General features: G+C 70.0%; 15 protein-coding genes. 5 read left to right on the top strand and 10 right to left on the bottom strand.

What is annotated here, in order from left to right; all coding sequences use genetic code 11:
* Positions 1-39: 39 nt before the first annotated feature.
* On the top strand, positions 40-1,038 hold the full coding sequence (locus ACOCEP_RS28995) for an enoyl-CoA hydratase/isomerase family protein (protein ID WP_482332239.1): 999 nt from the start codon (positions 40-42) through the stop codon (positions 1,036-1,038).
* On the opposite strand, the gene ACOCEP_RS28990 is transcribed toward ACOCEP_RS28995, so the two are convergent.
* Together ACOCEP_RS28990 and ACOCEP_RS28985 are read right to left on the bottom strand one after the other, a co-directional pair.
* Positions 1,026-1,730: an SWIM zinc finger family protein gene (locus tag ACOCEP_RS28990; RefSeq protein ID WP_482332238.1), complete on the bottom strand. Its 705-nt coding sequence runs from the start codon at positions 1,728-1,730 to the stop codon at positions 1,026-1,028. The genes ACOCEP_RS28995 and ACOCEP_RS28990 overlap by 13 nt on opposite strands.
* Positions 1,723-4,719, bottom strand: a complete 2,997-nt coding sequence (locus ACOCEP_RS28985; protein ID WP_482332237.1) for a DEAD/DEAH box helicase — start codon at positions 4,717-4,719, stop codon at positions 1,723-1,725. Before ACOCEP_RS28985 ends, ACOCEP_RS28990 begins: the two co-directional genes overlap by 8 nt.
* An 82-nt stretch (positions 4,720-4,801) precedes the next feature.
* Between ACOCEP_RS28985 and ACOCEP_RS28980 the strand changes: the two genes are divergently transcribed.
* The gene (locus ACOCEP_RS28980; RefSeq protein WP_482332236.1) at positions 4,802-5,422 is read left to right on the top strand and encodes a YaaA family protein; all 621 of its coding nucleotides are present in this window, start codon (positions 4,802-4,804) and stop codon (positions 5,420-5,422) included.
* Positions 5,423-5,428: 6 nt separating this feature from the next.
* On the opposite strand, the gene ACOCEP_RS28975 is transcribed toward ACOCEP_RS28980, so the two are convergent.
* Positions 5,429-5,857, bottom strand: a complete 429-nt coding sequence (locus tag ACOCEP_RS28975) for a MarR family winged helix-turn-helix transcriptional regulator (RefSeq protein ID WP_482332235.1) — start codon at positions 5,855-5,857, stop codon at positions 5,429-5,431.
* 70 nt (positions 5,858-5,927) lie between these two features.
* Between ACOCEP_RS28975 and ACOCEP_RS28970 the strand changes: the two genes are divergently transcribed.
* Entirely contained in the window at positions 5,928-6,536 is a 609-nt protein-coding gene (locus ACOCEP_RS28970; protein ID WP_482332234.1) for a TIGR03086 family metal-binding protein, read from the top strand.
* Here ACOCEP_RS28970 and ACOCEP_RS28965 read toward each other — a convergent pair.
* A complete protein-coding gene (locus ACOCEP_RS28965) occupies positions 6,518-7,390 on the bottom strand; it encodes an alpha/beta fold hydrolase (protein WP_482332232.1) in 873 nt (290 codons plus the stop codon). The two genes, ACOCEP_RS28970 and ACOCEP_RS28965, sit on opposite strands and share 19 nt — an antisense overlap.
* A gap of 88 nt (positions 7,391-7,478) precedes the next feature.
* On the opposite strand from ACOCEP_RS28965, the gene ACOCEP_RS28960 reads away from it, so the two are divergent.
* Positions 7,479-8,084 (top strand): TetR/AcrR family transcriptional regulator, encoded by a 606-nt coding sequence (locus tag ACOCEP_RS28960; RefSeq protein ID WP_482332231.1) that lies wholly within the window; start codon positions 7,479-7,481, stop codon positions 8,082-8,084.
* Here the strand turns inward: ACOCEP_RS28960 and ACOCEP_RS28955 are convergent.
* Positions 8,068-8,787, bottom strand: a complete 720-nt coding sequence (locus tag ACOCEP_RS28955) for a TetR/AcrR family transcriptional regulator (RefSeq protein ID WP_482332230.1) — start codon at positions 8,785-8,787, stop codon at positions 8,068-8,070. The genes ACOCEP_RS28960 and ACOCEP_RS28955 overlap by 17 nt on opposite strands.
* 83 nt (positions 8,788-8,870) lie before the next feature.
* On the opposite strand from ACOCEP_RS28955, the gene ACOCEP_RS28950 reads away from it, so the two are divergent.
* Positions 8,871-10,328, top strand: coding sequence for a carotenoid oxygenase family protein (locus tag ACOCEP_RS28950; RefSeq protein ID WP_482332229.1), 1,458 nt, complete (start codon positions 8,871-8,873; stop codon positions 10,326-10,328).
* A gap of 42 nt (positions 10,329-10,370) precedes the next feature.
* On the opposite strand, the gene ACOCEP_RS28945 is transcribed toward ACOCEP_RS28950, so the two are convergent.
* From ACOCEP_RS28945 to ACOCEP_RS28925, 5 genes are read right to left on the bottom strand one after another with little or no spacing between them, the layout of a single operon-like run.
* Positions 10,371-13,136 (bottom strand): DUF5682 family protein, encoded by a 2,766-nt coding sequence (locus ACOCEP_RS28945; protein WP_482332228.1) that lies wholly within the window; start codon positions 13,134-13,136, stop codon positions 10,371-10,373.
* Positions 13,133-14,245: an ATP-binding protein gene (locus ACOCEP_RS28940; protein WP_482332226.1), complete on the bottom strand. Its 1,113-nt coding sequence runs from the start codon at positions 14,243-14,245 to the stop codon at positions 13,133-13,135. Before ACOCEP_RS28940 ends, ACOCEP_RS28945 begins: the two co-directional genes overlap by 4 nt.
* A 20-nt stretch (positions 14,246-14,265) precedes the next feature.
* Positions 14,266-15,636: a VWA domain-containing protein gene (locus ACOCEP_RS28935; RefSeq protein ID WP_482332225.1), complete on the bottom strand. Its 1,371-nt coding sequence runs from the start codon at positions 15,634-15,636 to the stop codon at positions 14,266-14,268.
* Positions 15,633-17,012: a hypothetical protein gene (locus ACOCEP_RS28930; protein ID WP_482332224.1), complete on the bottom strand. Its 1,380-nt coding sequence runs from the start codon at positions 17,010-17,012 to the stop codon at positions 15,633-15,635. Before ACOCEP_RS28930 ends, ACOCEP_RS28935 begins: the two co-directional genes overlap by 4 nt.
* A complete protein-coding gene (locus ACOCEP_RS28925; protein ID WP_482332223.1) occupies positions 17,012-17,509 on the bottom strand; it encodes a hypothetical protein in 498 nt (165 codons plus the stop codon). Before ACOCEP_RS28925 ends, ACOCEP_RS28930 begins: the two co-directional genes overlap by 1 nt.
* Positions 17,510-17,558 lie beyond the last annotated feature (49 nt).

Here is a 17,558-nt window from a genome sequence, read left to right as displayed (position 1 = left end):
GCGCCACATGGTCGGACTTCCGACTTTTAGGGTGGCTTCGTGAACGACGTCCAATTCCTTGTCGAGAGCGGAATCGGCCGGATCACGCTGAACCGGCCGCGCGCGCTGAACTCGCTGAACCACGGCATGGTCCTCGCCATGCTCGACCACCTCGAAGCGTGGCGCACCGACCCGGGTGTCCGCGCCGTGCTGATCGACGGCGCCGGCGATCGCGGACTCTGCGCGGGCGGCGACATCCGCGCCATCCACGAGGACGCTCGCGGTGGCGGCATCGCGTCCCTGCGGTTCTGGGCCGACGAATATCGCCTCAACACCGTGATCTCGCGCTATCCGAAGCCCTACCTCGCGCTGATGGACGGGCTGGTCATGGGCGGCGGGGTCGGCGTCTCCGCGCACGGCAGCCACCGGATCGTCACCGAACGGTCCCGGGTCGGCATGCCCGAGACCGGGATCGGCTTCGTCCCGGACGTCGGCGGCACGTACCTGCTGTCCCGCACGCCCGGCGAACTCGGGACGCATATGGCGCTCACCGCCGGGGCGATCTCGGGGCCCGACGCGATCCACTGTGGACTCGCCGACCATTTCGTGTCCAGCGAACGGATCCCGGACCTGCTCGACGCGCTGGCGGCCCGCACACCGGACGACGCGCTGAAGCTGATCGCCGAACCCGCGCCGCCGAGCACGCTGGCCGCCGACGCCATCTGGATCGACCGGTGCTACGCGGCGCACACCGTCGAGGAGATCCTTGCCAGGCTCCACGCCGAGGGCGACGCCGCGGCCACCGCCGCCAAGGAGATCGAGGCGAAGTCGCCGACGGCGTTGAAGGTGACTCTGCGGGCGCTCCGGTCCGCCGCCGCGATGCCGGATCTGGAAACCGCGCTGGCACAAGAGCTCCGGATCTCGACGCACGCGCTCTCGACCGCCGAATTCGCCGAAGGGATCCGAGCGCAGATCATCGACAAGGACCGCTCCCCGAAGTGGCGCCCCGCCACTCTGTCCGAAGTGGACGATGACATCGTCGGCGCCTACTTCGCCTGACCGGTGATCGCCCGGTAGAGCGGTCGCAGCAGATCGGTGACCGACGTTCCGTCCACTGTGGCCGTGAGCGGCGGGACCTCGTCGAGCAGCCCCAACGGATCCCCGGCGCGCGGCCGTCGCGTGTTCGTGACGTCGCCCGCCGGACCCCAGCCGAAGAAGTCGCCCATCACCTCGTCGAGGCCGGGTGTCTCCGCTTCCGCCGACGGGGCGGTCACCCTGGCGCCCGCCTGCCGTCCGATCTCCTCGATCAGAGCCGTCCGGTCCCGTCCGCGGAGCGCGAAGATCGCGAACGGGTCCGCCTCCGCTTCGAGCGCGATCAGCGCGGCGACGAGGTGATCGCACGGAACGCGGGTGCCGGGGCACGTGCAGTCCAGCGACAGCTCCCACGCCGCCTCGGGGAACAGCGGCACCTGCTCGGCAGCGAAGAAGCGATCGATGTCGTCCGGGACCCGGCCGTCGAGCAAGGCGGTCTTCGCGGTCTCGTCCGCGACGACGGCGGCGATGACCGCCGTCCACACCTGCTTGCCGAACGTCGGCAGGCCGATGCGGGCCTCGTAGAAGCGTTGCCGGGTCACCCGGACTCCGGCGACCGCGGCGCCGGGACCGATCGCGAGCGTGTCGACCCGGCAGGGCGGTATGAGTCCTTTGTGGACGCCCAACTCGTCGAGTGCCCGGCGGAACCCGTCAGTCATCGCCCGCCTCCCGTCCGAGCGCGAAGACCTCGCGCAGTGAATCGGTGGAGAGCTCGGTGAGCCAGTCCTCCCCGTCGGTGACGACGAGGCCCGCCAGCGCCTCCTTCTTCGTGATGACGGCGTCGATCCGCTCCTCGATGGTGCCGGGGCAGACGAACTTCCGCACCTGGACGCTGTGCCGCTGGCCGATCCGGAAGACACGGTCGGTGGCCTGCTCCTCGACCGCCGGATTCCACCACCGGTCGAGATGCAGGACGTGGGTGGCCGCGGTCAGCGTCAGCCCCGATCCCCCGGTCTTCAGTGACGCGAGCAGGATCGACGGCCCGTCGCCCGACTGGAAGTGCTCGACGATCGAGTCGCGGCGCCGCTGCGAAAGGCCTCCGTGCAGGAAGGCGATCTTCGCGTTCAGCCGATGCGAAAGATGCGGTACGAGCAAGTGCCCGAATTCCGCGAACTGGGTGAAGCACAACGCCCGATCACCGGCGTCCAGGATCTCCGCCAGGAGCTCTTCGAGCCGGTTGACCTTGCCGGAGCGGTGCCCGATCGGCGAGCCGTCGTGCAGCAGATGCGCGGGGTGGTTGCAGATCTGCTTGAGCTTGGTGATCGCGGCGAGGATGTTGCCGCGCCGTTTGACCCCGGCGCTGTCGGCGATCTTGGTCATCATCTCGTCCACGGTGGCGCGGTACAGCGTCACCTGTTCGCGGGTGAGGCGGTATTCCTGGAGGATCTCGATCTTCTCGGGCAGATCGGCGAGCACGGTGGGGTCGGTTTTGAGGCGCCGCAACAGGAACGGCCGGGTCAGCCGGCGTAGTTCGGTGGCCGCGGGAACATCGCCCCGGCGCTCGATGGGCACCTCGAACCGCTCGCGGAACTCCTGCCTGCCCCCGAGCAGGCCGGGGTTGAGCAGATCCGAAAGCGCCCACAGGTCGGCCAGCCGGTTCTCCACCGGGGTCCCGGTCAGCGCGATCCGGTGCCCGGCGGGGATCCGGCGCAAGGCCTGCGCGGGCCCGGTGTTCTGGTTCTTGACCGCCTGCGCCTCGTCGAGCACGAGCCGGTGCCACCGGATGGCCGCCAGTTCGTCCGCGTCGCGGGCCGCGGTGGAGTAGGTGGTGACGACCAGGTCCGCGCCCTCGGCCCGCACGCGTCCGCGATCCGCGCCGTGGTGGAGGTGGACGCGCAGTTCCGGAGCGAACTTCGCCGCTTCCCGTCGCCACGTGCCGAGCAGCGACATCGGGCAGACCAGCAGGGTCGGCCGCCGGTCGCCCTGAGCCCGCTCGATCGCTTCGAGCGCGAGCAGCTGGACGGTCTTGCCCAGCCCCATGTCGTCGGCGAGGCAGGCCCCGAGCCCGATCGACGTCATGAACGAAAGCCACGCGACACCGCGGCTCTGGTACGGCCGCAGGGTCGCCAGGAACGCCGGCGGCGGCTCGACCGGCTCGATCGTGCGCTGGACCCGGCCGGCGAGGAAGTCGTCGATCCAGCCGTCGGTCGTGACCTCGGTGACCGGCAGTGGCGCCTCGAAGCCACCGTGGAGCAGAGCCAGGAGGTCCGCCGGGGTGGGCAGCGGCGGCTTCTCGCGGTCCGGGTCGCGACGGAGGTATTCGAGGCCGGCGCGCAGCAGGTCCGGGTCCACGCTCACCCATCGGCCGCGTAACCGCACCAACGACGACTTCGCGGCGGCGAGCCCGGCGAGTTCTTCGTCGGTCAGCGCGTCCTCCCCGACGGCGAGCGCCCAACGGTAGGAGGCGAGCTGGTGACGGCCGAGCCGGTGCACGGCGGCCTGGTCGACCGGCGCGCCGCGGACCGACAGCTTGAGCGCGAGCTTGCGCCTGCCGCCCCAGCTCGCCGGGAGCTGGACGTCGAATCCGGCCGCCACCAGCCGTTCCGCGCCGCCTTCGAGGAACTCCACGGTTTCGGCGACGGTGAGGTCGTAGCCGCCCGGCTTCTCCGTCTCGACCGCGGGCCCGAGCAGCGGCAGCACTTCGGCGGCGCGCTCCAGCTCGGCGCTGAACAGGCCCTCGGGATCGGTGAACTTGGCCCCGGCCTTGCCGGACCAGACGTCTTCCGCCGGGAGCAGGAGACTCGGATCCGCGGTGGAGCGCAGGAGGAACCGCAGCTGCCACTTGGTGCCGTCGCCGGTCTGGTCGTCGGGGTCGTCGGCCGGATCGTGCAGGGTGGGAACCTCGTCGAGCCGGACGCAGACGGTGCCCTCGGTCAGGTCGGTGTCGCCGACCGCGTCCCAGGCGGCGATGCCCTCGGCGACGATCCCCATGCGGCCCGGCGCCTGGCCGATCCGGTCGTCCGCGCTCTTCAGCGCGTGAAGCCACGACCCGAACGGGCCCTCGCGGCCATCGCTTTCCGTGGCGTGCCCGGCGGCGGCGAGGCGATCGCGGACCGCGGCGTCGACCAGGGTGTGGAGCGCGTCGGTGACGAGCGCCGCCGGATCCGGCCCGGGATGTTCGGCCCGGCCGACCGGCGGCGTCGCTGCGATCAGCGCCCGGACCGCGACCGCGTCACCACCTCTGGCCACGGGCCGCCAGCGCGCCCGCGCCACGATCTCGTCGCGGACGAGCGTGGGCAGCACCCGGCCGCGGCGCACCAGATCGTCCGCCAGCCGGACGACGGCGCGCAGATGGCGGACCGAGGTGCCGTAGCCGACCGTCTCGGCCAGGTCCTCCAGCTCCGAAGGATCGACCAGGATCGCCGGGACCGACCAGGATTCCAGCGTCGACTCCTGCTGCGGACGAGCGCGAACGCCCAGTTCGGGCGAGGCGACGGGACCGCCGCGCCGCGACGGGAGCAGCAGGACGGCCGACGCCGGTTTGCCGGGGTGCAAGGCGGTCAGATCCGCGACCGACGCGGCGAACGGATGCGGCCGGGCCGCGTTCGACGGCCGCATCGACGTCGTCGCCGGGCGGTCGCCGTGCTCGCCCCAGAGCACGATCCCGCGGCCACGGGACCACAGGCCGTGCACGACGAGTGGCGACATGGTCCTCCTTCCGCGGTCTGGTCCCTCCAGCATGCCCGGGACCGATCAGCGTCCGGTCAGCGAGGCGCTTTAGGGTGCGCGGGTGACCGTTCTGACCGCGATCGAGCCGAGCGAGAGCCTGATCGTGCTCGGCCCCTCGAAGGCGAAGAACCGAGGCGGCGAGGCGCCCACGTGGACTGAAGCGCCGTGGCCCGAGCCGATGCTCCGCGCACGGGCCGAAGTCCTGACGCGGTCCAAGGTCGACGGTGGCGGGCTGCGGCCCGCGTGGCTCCGCTACACCGGGAACTTCTACCGGAACGTCGGCGGTGCCCTCGGCGAGGCCGCCGCCTCCGGGCGGTTGCTGATCCTCAGCGGTGGCTACGGAATCCTGCGCGCCGAGGAGCCGATCTCCTCCTACGACCGGAAGCTCAAGCTCGGTGACTGGCCGCCGGGAGTGCTCGAAGACGCCGTGCTCGGAGAAGCCCGCCGCATCGGGGCGACGAAGGTGGTCACGTTCGTGTCCGCCAGCGCCGACTACGCGAAACTGGTCCGGCGAATCCCTTGGGACACCACGGAAATCGGCGGGGTACTGGTCACGATCGACTTCCACGGCGGTGGTGCGCAGGTCGAGGTGCCGAGGCGGCTGGCTCAGGCTTTCGGCGCGTGGTGGCGGCGTTCGCCGTCGGACTACCCGCCGGGCGTGGTCACCGAAGTCCTCGGCTGAACCCGGTCACGGCCACTCGGCTTCGGACAACACACGCGCGGCGCGAAGGAAGGCTTCACGGTCGGCGGCGGGAAGCCGTCCGAGCAGCCGTTCTTCCTGCTCCTGGATCTTCGACTGGGCCGACCTTCGCGCGGTCCGGCCTGCCCCGGTGATCCCCAGCAGCCGGACCCTGCGGTCCTTCGGATCGGGCTCGCGGGTGATCAGCCCGTCCTCTTGAAGATTGTCGAGGGTGCCGATGATCCGGGTCTTGTCCGCGCCGATCGCCTTCGCGAGGGCGGCCTGCGTGCGGACGGGTCCGTCGTCGAGCGCGCTCAGCACCACGTAACCCCACATGGTCAACCCGTGCTCGGCCAGCACCGGCGTCTCGGCGTTCATCAGCCGTCGCATCAGCCCGCCGAGCATCGCCGCGAGATCCGGCCTCCCCTGCTCCGCCATGGGCAGACCATACCGACCTCGTCCGCGAAACCTGTTGACGAACTCGTATGCACATGTAGATGATATGCGTATGCCTATCGATAAACTCCGCATCCTCGACGCCCTGGCGACCCGGACCAGCCTCGACCTCGTCGGCAAGATCACCCCGTCGGATCTGGCCAAGCCGACCCCGTGCAGCGCTTGGACCTTGCACGGACTGCTGGCGCACATGGCGACCCAGCACCACGGTTTCGCCGCCGCGGCCGAGGGCGGGAGCAGCCTCGACCAATGGCGGCTGCTCCCGCTGGGAGACGACCCCGTCGCGACCTATCGTGCCTCGGTGAACCGGGTCCTGAACGCTTTCGTCCCGCACGACCTGGCCGACCGGAGGTTCGTCCTTCCCGAGTTCTCCACCGAAATCACCTTCACCGCGGAGCAGGCGCTGGGGTTCCATTTCGTCGACTACCTGGTGCACTCCTGGGACGTGGCCAAAACCCTCGGCCTTCCACTGAAGTTCCAGCGAGAGGTGCTCGACGCCGGACTGGGCTTCGCGAAGGCGATCCCGGACGGGAAGAACCGGAAGGCTCCGGGCGCCGCCTTCGCCCCGGCCGTCGACGCATCAGGTCGGTCCGCTTTGGACACGATCGTCGCCCTGCTCGGCCGCTCGCCGTCATGGCCGGATCAGGTGGCCGCGGCGTGACGCGCGGCCTCGAGGATCCGGGCGGTGACCAGCTCCGGTTTCTCCAGGGACAGCCCATGGGTCGTCTTGGGAACGACTTCGACCTCGATATGCGGGTTCACCGAGCCGAGCCGGGCTTCCACCTCGCGGGCACGCTGGATGACGCTGCGTTCGGCGACGAGAATCCGGGTGGGTACGTCGATCCTGGACAACTCGTCGTCGCCGAACAGGTGCATCTCAGGTAGCTGCTGCTTGTACTTGAGCGCGGCGAACAACAGGGGCCGGAAGGTGCGCCGCGCGTCCGGATCGCCGGACGCCACCAGCCGCAGGACCCACTTGGGCAGGAACCAGAGGAAGATCTCCCGGAAGCTCCACCAGATGAAGCTCCGGTCGATCACGCCGAAGCCGGCGGCTTCGATGGCGACGACTCCGGCGATCCGGTCGGTCTTCCGGGTGGCGAGGTTCAAGGCGAGCCAGCCACCTCGGGAGACGCCGGCGAGGTGGACCTTGTCGTGGCCGGTCCCCGCCAGTACCCCGTCGACGACCTCGGCGAGCCAGTCCGCGCAGTCCTCCACGGACTCCAGGGGAGCGGTCTGGACCGATCGCCCCGGCTCGCCGATGCTGTCGACCGCGTAGACCCGGTGCCGGGCGGCGAGTTCGGCGATATGCGGATACCAGGACAGCGAGGTGCCCATTCCCCCGGAGAGCAGCATGATCGGCGGACCGTCTTCCGGCCCGCCGGCCCGGACGCGGGTCGGGCCGAATCTCGTCGCGATGTCCAGCTCCTCGGCGGGAACCGGCCACTTCCGCAGGATGGCGTCATAGGTCGCGAAGAACCGTTCCTCGGCCTTCTTGTCGGTGAACTCCCCCAGCATCGGACCTCCTCGTGTTTTATGGTGCACTTGCACCATAACAGTGGGTGGCCGTTCCGGCCAGCCCCGACCGGCATGGCAGAGTGATCGCGTGCCGAAACGTGTCGACCACCAAGAGCGCAGGCGCGAGATCGCGGAGGCCCTCTTCCGGATCGCCGCCGCCCAAGGCCTGCAGGCGGTCACCCTGCGTGCGGTCGCCGCGGAGGCGGGCATCTCGATGAACCTGGTCCAGTACTACTTCCCGACCAAGGAAGAGATGCTGCGGTTCGCGTGGCAGCGAGTGGTCGAACTGACCGGCGAGATCGCCGGGAAGAGCATCGGCGAGGCGATGAAGACGGGCGACGAACGCACCATCGTGCGCGCCTACCTGACCGCCGTCCTGCCGGACGGTGAACGCCGCCGCATGCTGGCCGCGGTCCAGATCGCGTACTTCGCCGTCGACGTCACGCGCGGGAGCCAGGATCCGGATCAGGAACCTCTGCTGCCCCACCTGGTCGCCGCGATCGCCGGCCTGCTCCAGGCGGCCCAGGAGAAAGGCGACGTCCCCGCCCGCCTCGACGCCGGGCTCGAGGCGGACGCGCTCGCGACGATGTCCGCCGGCCTCGTCACGGGGATCATGGTCGACGCCTACACGGCCGAGCGCGCGGAAGAGATCGTCGACTACCGGCTCGACGGGGTGTTCACCGGCGTTCGATGAGCGCCTCGATGCCGTCCAGGATGCGACCGAGACCGAACTCGACGTCGGTCTCCTCCATACCCTCCTCGCCGTACGCCTCGCCGGAAACCACGGCGGCGACGCGCGCATAGCCCCGGCCTTCGAGGCGTGGGCCGAGGAACGCGCTCAGCGCCCGGACCTGATCGGGCGGGCTCGCGTTCACGTCCCGGAGCAACGAAGCGGTACTGCGAACCCATCCGTCGACCAGGACGGCGCAACCGGTCGCGTCCTGGACACCCAGGCCCGAGCCGGCCATCGCCTCCAGGAAGTTTTCCAGCCACCCCAGCAGATTCGGCGTACTCGGCACGCTCCGCACCGGCAGGTCGATCAACCACGGATGGCGGTGGCAGCGTTCGAGGAGCGCGCGTGCCCAGACGGTGACCGCCGAGCGCCAATCGCCGGAGACCGGCTCCGGCGGCGGGCCCCACGCCGCCTCGGCAACCAGGACGAGTAGCTCCTCTTTGGAGCTCAGGTACCGGTACAGCGCGTTCGCGGTGATGCCGAGCCGTTTGGCGATCGACGGCATGGACAGCGCCGCGTAGCCCTCCGCGTCCGCCTGCGCGATGGCCGCGGCGACGATCTGTTCGAGGCTGTATCCCGGTTTCGGCCCGCGCCGGGGCGCCGGGGCGTGCCCCCACGCCAGCGCGGTACCCGGCGGCAGCAACTCGATCTCGGCGTCGTCCATGGCCGCATTGTTGCACCCAAAACAGGTAAAGGCATACACTGTTCATGACATACACAGTTATTCGGCGAACTGGGGGATCGACCATGACCGAACCGACCAGGCGGACCGTGCTCCGCGGAGCGGCCGCGCTGACCATCGGCGGGGCCGCCGCGACCTTCGTGAGCGGCGAATCCGCCTTCGCCGCACCGAATCGGCGCTACCCGTTCGTCGAAGGCGCGTTCGCGCCGGTGAAGGAGGAGGTGACCGCGTTCGGCCTGCCCGTCACCGGCCGTATTCCCGAGGACCTGTGCGGGCGATACCTGCGCACCGGGCCGAACGTGCTCGGGCTCGAAGACCCGCGCGCCCATCACTGGATGCTCGGCGAGGGGATGGTGCACGGCGTCCGGCTGCGCGACGGCAAGGCCGAGTGGTACCGCAACCGCTGGGTGCGTTCGTCCGGCGTCGCGGCGAAACTCGGCGAGCGGTACCCGTGGCCGGTGCCCGCCGAGGACTTCGCGCCGAACACGCACGTGATCAGCCACCACGGCCGCATCCTCACCCTTCAGGAGTCCGGCGCACCGCCGTACGAGCTCGACGGCGAACTGAACACGTTGGGGCCATTCGATTTCGGCGGTTCACTGGAAGGCTCCTACACCGCGCACACCAAGTTCGACGCCCGCGCCGACGAACTGCACGCGGTGACGTATCACCCGACCTGGGATCACGTTCGGCACCTGATGGTCGACCGGACCGGCCGGGTCGTGCGGACCACCCGGATCCCGGTCAGCGACAGCCCGATGATGCACGACTTCGGGCTCACCGAGAACTACGTGATCGTCTTCGACGTCCCGGTGACTTTCGATCCGCAGCCGGGAAAGGTCGTGCCGTACAAGTGGAATCCGGACCATCCGGCCAGGGTCGGGGTGATGAACCGCGACGGCGGCCCGGTCCGCTGGTTCGGGGTGGATCCGGTCTTCTACTCGCACACGCTCAACGCCTACGAACAGGGCTCCACGGTGGTGATCGACCTGACCACGATGCCGGCTCCGTTCGAGGTGGCGGGCAAGCGGGGCTTCGGCGGCCCGTCGGCGTCGGGCCCGCCGGTGCTGGAGCGCTGGACGATCGATCTCGCGCGGGGGCGGGTCCGGCGCCGGGTGCTCGACGACCGGCCGCAGGAGTTCCCACGGGTCAACGAAAGCCTGGTGTCGCGACGGCACAGGTACGGATACTCGGCCTCGCCCGGCGAACTGTTCGACGTCTACCTGGACAAGCCCTCCGGTTCCTTCGGCAACGCGCTGATCAAGCACGATCTGCGGAACGGGCGTTCGGAGGTGCACCGCTTCGGCCGGGGCGCGGACGCGAGCGAAGCGGTGTTCGTGCCGTCTTCTCGCGGCAAGTCCGAAGACGACGGCTACGCGCTGGCCTACGTGAACGATCCCGACCGCGATGCCTCGGATCTGGTGATCCTCGCGGCACAGGACTTCACCGCGAAGCCACTGGCCCGCATCCACCTGCCGAGGCCGGTGCCGCTGGGCTTCCACGGCAGCTGGGTGGCCGACTGACGAATCGGGTGGTCGCCGGAGGCCCGGCGACCACCCTCGGGTTCACACCCTGGTCAGCACCTCCTCCAACGCGGCGGCGGAGTCCGGATACCGCTCGAGCAACGCCAGGCCGGTGGGCGCGGTGCTCCCCCACGGTTCCTCGCAGCCCAGCAGCCCCGCCACGGCGTCGCACGCCGCCGGATGCGCCGCCAGCAACGCGAGGCCGCCTCCCCTGGCTTTCCTCGCCGCCGCAAGGGGTTCCGGCCGACCCTTCCAGGGCGGGACCCATTCGTCGAGCGCCGTGAGCCTGCCGGGAAAGATCCGGCCCGCCTCACGCACGAGCAGCGGCACCAGCTCCGCACCGCGGGACCGCAGCGTGGTGATCAACGTCGGCAACCACGGCAGCAGCAGCCTGTCCGGCAGCTCGGCGAAGGCGTTCGACACCGCCTCGACGACGAAGTCGGCCAATCCCGGTGCCGGTTCCAGCGCGTGGACGAACCCGCTCAGGTAGCGCGGATAAGCGGGCAGCACCATCGGATTCGCCAGCAGCCCGGCGCACCGCTCACGCAGTTCCGCCCGCGAGAGGCGGCCGAGCTGAACCTGCGCCGCCCACAACAGCGCCACCTTCGACGGCTCATCCGGATGCGATCCGGCGATCGCCAGCTCCAGCTGCGTACGGTCGCACCCCAGGGACAAGGCGAGCGACTCCATGCTGAACAGGAAGCCCAGCATCGCGGCGACCTGCTCGACATCGGCCTCCTCGTCGGCGAAGGCCGCCGGGAGCAGGGTGCAGTAGTGCGCGTACCCCGCCCTCACGAAGTCCTCGATCCACCGCGGCAGCAGCGGCTCACTGGTCCGGTAGTGCGCCAGCAGCCTCCGCACCCGTCGCAGCACTTCCGGGGCGCCGTCGACGGTGCGTTCGGTGGACAGGACCTCCAGGGCACGGGTGCCCAGCTCCCCCGCCAGCCGGGGACTGCGAAGGTAGAGCGTCGCGTCCTCGACCGCGCCGAGTACCTTCGCGGCGGTGGCCTGCGGGTGGTAGGCCGCTCGACGAAGCCGTTGCTCCAGCACCTGTTCGACACTGACGCCCTCGTAACCCAGCTCGATGAGGGCCCGCTGATGGGTGCCCAGCGCCAGATCCCACGACTCCTGGATCGGCCGTTCGCCCAGCCGCCGCTCCCCCATGATCGGCCGAGCCGCGCCGCGCGGCATCAGGTAGCGCAGCATCCACAGCAGATCGGAGCAGGGCTCCAGCTCCGGCTTCGACGCGATGTCGAGCAACGCCCGCTGCACACCTCGTTGCTGCAGCTTGAGGTTCAGCGGCTCCAGCCTGTCGTGCACGTCGCGCGCCAGCGGCGGCAGCGCGTCGTAGCCGACCTGGCCGATCCTGTCCCCGCCCATCATGATCTCGACGAGGCGGCGCACGTCGCGCCTGCCGGGCACGACGTCCTTTTCGATGCAGGTGACCGCCGCGTCCTGGAAGTCGTAGGGCGTCGGCTTGGCCCGGTCGCGCAGGCCCGCCAGCAGGATCGAGGTCTCGAACACCGCGATGGCGTCGGCCGTCGAGGCCAGGTACCCGTTACGGCGCGCCGCCCGGACGATCTCGACCGACCAGCCCAGCAACTCCGCCTCGTCGAGCCGATCGAGCACCGGAGGCCGTTGCAAAAAGCCGGAAAGCTGGTCCGCTGGATCCACCGTCACCGGATCCGGCGTCGGCGCGGGCAGCTCCGCGGCCTTCTTCCGCTTCGGCCCTCCTACCTGTCCATCCAGCTGGAACTGCTTCACCCTGGTGCGCTTGAGGTTCTTGGCCCATTCGGTCGCGGCGATCGACACCGATCCCCCCGCGAGCCCGAACTGCGCCTCGATCGAGGCGTGGCTCGACGGGATGAGCCCGTACTGCCACGTGCTCTCGCTGCGCGGGCTGATCACGAAGCCGTCCGTACCGTCGATGCCGAACTCGGCGACCCGGCTGGCCGCGTGGAACGCACCGCAGATGTAGAGGCACTCCGCGGGATCCGCGCCCGAGGCGGCGAGGTGCTCGCGCATCCGGGTCCACATGTAGCGCTCGCGGTCTTCGTCCACCCGGACGCGCCGGGTGTCGCCCGGCGCGAGACGGCGGAACAGGCTGCCGATCAGGAACATGACCTGGCGGTAGGTGTCGTGGTCGCTGTCGCCGAGCGGCAGCTCGACGTACTGGTGCCACCACTCCGACCAGTGCCGCACCCGCCCGTGACGCAGCAGGTGCTCCTCGAGTTCGGCGAACCGGGGCCGGAGATCACCGATCTCGACGCCGACCGCGTCACCGTGCAGCGTCGCTTCTTCCTCGGCGGGCGGCGCGTCCGGGTCCGGGGCCGGTTCCCGCTCGTTCCACTGGAAGACGTGGTCCGCCGACCGGTCGACGAGGACCAGCTCGACGCCCGGGGTGTCGAGGGCGTACGCGATCGCCTGGTACTCGGCCGAAGCCTCGGTGATCGGCGCGACCACGGACAGCGGCGCCCACTCCGCGGGGAAGCCCTTCACCTCCGTCGCGAAAGCCTGCACCGCCACGGGGAGACGGCAGTTGCGCAGCTCGGACAGCAACGGCGCCATGTCTTCGCACAGTTCGAGGTAGACCACCTTCGGCTGCTTCTCCCGCAGCCGCCGTGCCATCGCCACGGCCGACGCCGGGGAGTGGTGGCAGACCGGGAAGATCTCCAAAGGCTCGCGCACCGCGCGGTCGACGTCGTCGACGAGCCCGAGCAGGATGCCCTCCAGCGCGCCGGGCCCGTCGGCGAAGGCGGCCGCGGCCTCCTGCAACTGGCCACGCAACGCCTCGAAGGCGCCGCTCACGAGAGGGAGGCGATCGCGTCGCGGCCGCCGCCGAGGAACTCGGGCCAGTCCCCGCCCTCGTCCTTGCTGCGCGGCTCGACGACGCCGTGCAGGTACTTGTTGAGGATCGCCAGATCCTCCGGCTCACGACGGGCGAGCGAACCGACCAAGGAGGAGGCCAACGTCCGGGCCGTCAGCTCGCGCTCGCCGAAGAAGTTGCTGTGCAGCACCGCGTCTTCGAGTACGCCGATCTGCTCCGCGGTGGACAACGCGGACTCCAGCTTCTCGTCGTCGCTGCCCGCTGACGCGGCCGCGGCACGCAGGTCCCCGAAGCTGCGCAGCAGCACGTCGAGCAGTGTGGGCGGCACGTCCAGCTCGATCTGGTGGCGGCGCAGGAGTTCTTCGGTGCGGAAACGGACGATCTCCGCCTCGCTCTTCTTGTTGGTCACCACCGGGATACGGACGAAATTGAAGCGGCGCTTGAGCGCGGACGACAGATCGTTGACGCCGCGGTCTCGGCTGTTGGCGGTGGCGATCACGGAGAACCCGGGTTTCGCGAAGACGATGCCGTCGCTGTCCAGCTCCGGTACCGAAATGTACTTCTCCGACAGGATCGAGATCAGCGCGTCCTGCACGTCGCTGGTCGACCGGGTCAGCTCCTCGAAACGGCCGATCGAGCCCGCCTCCATCGCGGTCATGATCGGCGACGGGATCATCGACTCACGGGACTGGCCCTTGGCGATGACCATCGAGACGTTCCACGAGTACTTGATGTGATCCTCGGTGGTCCCGGCGGTGCCCTGCACGACGAGCGTGGAGTCGCGGGAGATGGCCGCGGCCAGCAGTTCGGCGAGCCAGCTCTTGCCGGTGCCGGGGTCGCCGATCAGCAGGAGACCGCGGTCGGAGGCGAGCGTGACGATGGCCCGCTCGACGATGCTCCGGTCACCGAACCACTTCTGCGAGATCGCACGGTCGAGGCCGTCGGCGCGCTCGGAACCGAGGATGAACTGACGCAGCATCTTCGGGGACAGACGCCAGGCGAACGGCTTCGGGTTGTCGTCGACGGACTCCAGCCAGTCCAGCTCTTCGGCGTACTTGATCTCGGCGGGGGCGCGCAACAGGTCGGACATGTCTTGCCTTTCGGGGAGGTTCAGGAGGTGAGGAAAGTCTTGAGTTCGTGCACGAGCTTGGTGATGTGGCCGGAGATCACCGGCGTGCCGAGATCCTTGAAACGTTCGCGGAACCACGGGTTCACGCTGCCCCGGCCGGCGCTGGTGACCGAGCCGACCGGGATGAACTTCGCCCCGGACCGGTGGATGGCGGCCATGCTCTCGAAGAGCTGCTCGACGCGCGTCTCGTAGAAGTCGGAGATCCACACCACCACGGTGTTCGCGGGTTCGGCGATCTTCGGCTGGGTCAGCCCCATCGCGACCATGCCGTCGTTGCCGCCGCCCAGGTTGGTGCGCAGCAGCGTTTCGAAGGGGTCGTGCACCCACGGTGTGAGGTCGAGCGCCTGGGTGTCGTAGGCGATCAGATGGACGTCCACTTTGGGCAGTCCCGCGAAGATCGAGGCCAGCACGGCGCAGTTGACCATCGAGTCCACCATGGAGCCCGACTGGTCGACGACCGCGATGAGCCGTTGCGGCGTGGTCTTCTTCGCGGTCTGCTTGTAGTAGAGGCGATCGACGTAGAGCCGCTCCTCGTCGGGGCTCCAGTTGGTGAGGTTCTTCCAGATGGTGCGATCGAGGTCGAGGTTGCGGAACACGCGCTTCGGCGGGACCGAACGGTCCACCTTGCCTGTCGAGGCCTTCTCGACCTGGGTCCGCAGAACCTCCGCGATCTCGTCGACGTAGCGGCGGATGAGCGCTTTGGCGTTGGCCAGTGCCACTCCGGACAGGTTGTCCTTGTCGCGCAACAGCTGTTCGATGAGCGACATGCTCGGGCTCAGCTTCGCCGCGAGCGCCGGGTCGGCGAGGACCTCGCGCAGATGCATCCGTTTGACGAGGTCCGCCTCGATGCCGCCGAGCTCCGGGCCGATCGCCGGGAGCAGGGTGCTCAAGTCGGGCGCGCCGCCACCCCCCGTACCGCCGAGGCCGCTCGGGGCGCCGCCGGGGCGACCTCCACGCAGCTCGCCGGGGCGGCAGCCCAACGCGCGCTCGAGCCAGCCCGCGTCGGCCTGCCAGCTGGAGAGCCGGCCTGCGGTCACCGTGTGCGGCGGCTGGGCGAAGACGTTCAGCAGCACCTTCGACACGAGCGCCGCGCGCCGCACTTCCACGGCTTTGTCCCGGCCCTCCTCGGCTTCGGGGACCATCAGCCCGTCGAACTCGGCCGCCAGCTCCGGGTGACGCTGGACGACCGAGTCGACCGCGACGTTCGGATCCAGCACCGCCGACGGCAGCCCGATGTCCTCGACCACGGCGACACTCGCCGCTTCGAGCGTGGCCTGCTCCTCGGCGTCGAAGAGCCGGGCGAGCAGCCGCCAGTACAGGACCTGGCGGCGGTTGTCCTCGGATTCGGTCATTTCCGCAACAGCCTTCCGGCGCGCTCGCGGAGCACGGCCGCGGCGTCGGTGGCGGCCTTCTCGGCCTTCGCCCCGGCCTTGTCCGTGGTGCCGCCCGCCCAGGCTCCGGCATGCACGGCGGTGGTCTTCTTGCGCACGGTGGTCTCGACTGCGAGCGGCTGGACGCGGAAGCCGCCGTCCCACCGGATCAGGCCGATGCACGCACTGGAACCCGCGACCGCCTTCGGTGTCAGGGGGCCGGCGGCCGGGATGCGATCGGTCTCGACGGGGAGCCGATTCCCGGCGAAGGTGAACGTGAGCGCGTCCTCGTCGCCCTCGATGCCGTACCCCTCCAGGAAGACGGGAACGGCAAGCCGGACCGGGTGCCGATCCAGCGGGGCGACCGCCGGCGTGACGGCCTTCGGCAAAGCGACACGCGCCGTGGAGAACGCGTCCGCGGGCTCCCCGGGACGAGCGTGTTCGTCTCGCCAGAGCAGGTCGCCCTCCGCGGTGACCGGCATACCGGCGATGTCCATCGAGCGGCCCTCACCCATCGCCGTGAGCAGGGAAAGGTGCGGACGCAGCACCTGCCAGATCCCGGCGCCGATGATCGTGTCCGGCTTCGGGACGGTCACGTTCGCCCGGACGAGCCGTGCGGGAGCGCCGTCCTCGGGCTCGAACACCGCGTGGACCTGGGCCTGTGCGGCCGTCGCGTGCTCCAGCAGGTCGACCCCGAGTGGCAGCAGGCGGCCGGTGACCGTGCCGATCGCCGGTGTGGCCGCCGCCCCGGGCAGGGTCAGCAGCATCGCGCGCGACCACAGGTCGCCCCAGCGCCGGGCGGGGATCCGATCCAACGCCGCGCCGGGACAGGACGCCGCGAGTTCGGCGGCGAAGCCGTCGAGCAGGACGGCCGACCTCCGCAGGCTCGGCTCCGCGAGCAGAGCGGAGATCACCCGCGCCGAAGCCGAGATCAGGTCGTGGTCGATCCCCTGCCAGCCCGCGCGGGCCAGATCGGACAGCCAGGACCGCGCGGCGATCAGGAGATTGGGCGCTTCCGGCTCGGCGGCTTGCCCGGCTCGGTCTTCGCCCAGCGGACGACCGGTCGCTTCGGCAAGCCGCGCGAGAACCGCGTCGTGTACGGAGCCGAACACCGCGATCCTCGCCGCCGCAAGGGAAACGAAGTGCTCCTCGCCCGCGGCACCGGCCGCGGTCTTCTCCGCTGCCTCCGCGACCAGTGCCGCCAGCGGCGACCCGGCGACCGCATCGGCCAGCTCGGTCAGGCCCGCGGTCTTCTGGGGACGCAGCAAACCGGTGACGAGCACGTCGTCGAAGGAATCGACGACCGCCAGCGCCTCGTCGAGACCGGCGACGGGATCGGTGAGCAGATCGACGCGCATCAGACCACCGCCCTGGTCGGCGGGAACCACTGCAGCTCCGGCACCGGCTCCGTCGACGGCTCGAATTCGAGATAGGCCAAGTGCCGCAAGAACTGGCTGAACACCGAAGCGGCGGCGGTGTTGTCACCTTGGGACGGTCGCGTCGCGCTCATCGTCTGGGAAATGGCCTGCGCGGTCGGCTCCGGAACCTCGACACGCAGGTATCGCGCGACCCGCTCGGCACCGTACTGCAGGGTGGATTCGGTGATCAGGGCGAGAATATGGTTGCAGAACATGCCGCGAGCCCCGCCGCAGGGCCGGTTGTTGTTGGTACTACACGAGAATTCGTACGTGCCCGCCGCGACCGACGAGACGTACACCCGGCCGATGTCCGATCCGCTGGACACCACGCCCTGCACCCGTCCGTCGGCCAGCTCGACGAACGGGACCTTCGCGAGCTTGCGCGGGCGGGCGGGTGGCAACACCCTTGCCGTGCTCGCTCTTTCCCAGTCTGACAACGCATCTTCTCCTTGCGGGGTGCCTCGGTGGGGACTGGGAAGAACCTAG

The organism is Amycolatopsis sp. CA-211722 (genome assembly GCF_056828465.1).
Note: the sequence above shows the minus strand (reverse complement) of the source record. Positions and strands in the feature narration are given on the sequence as shown.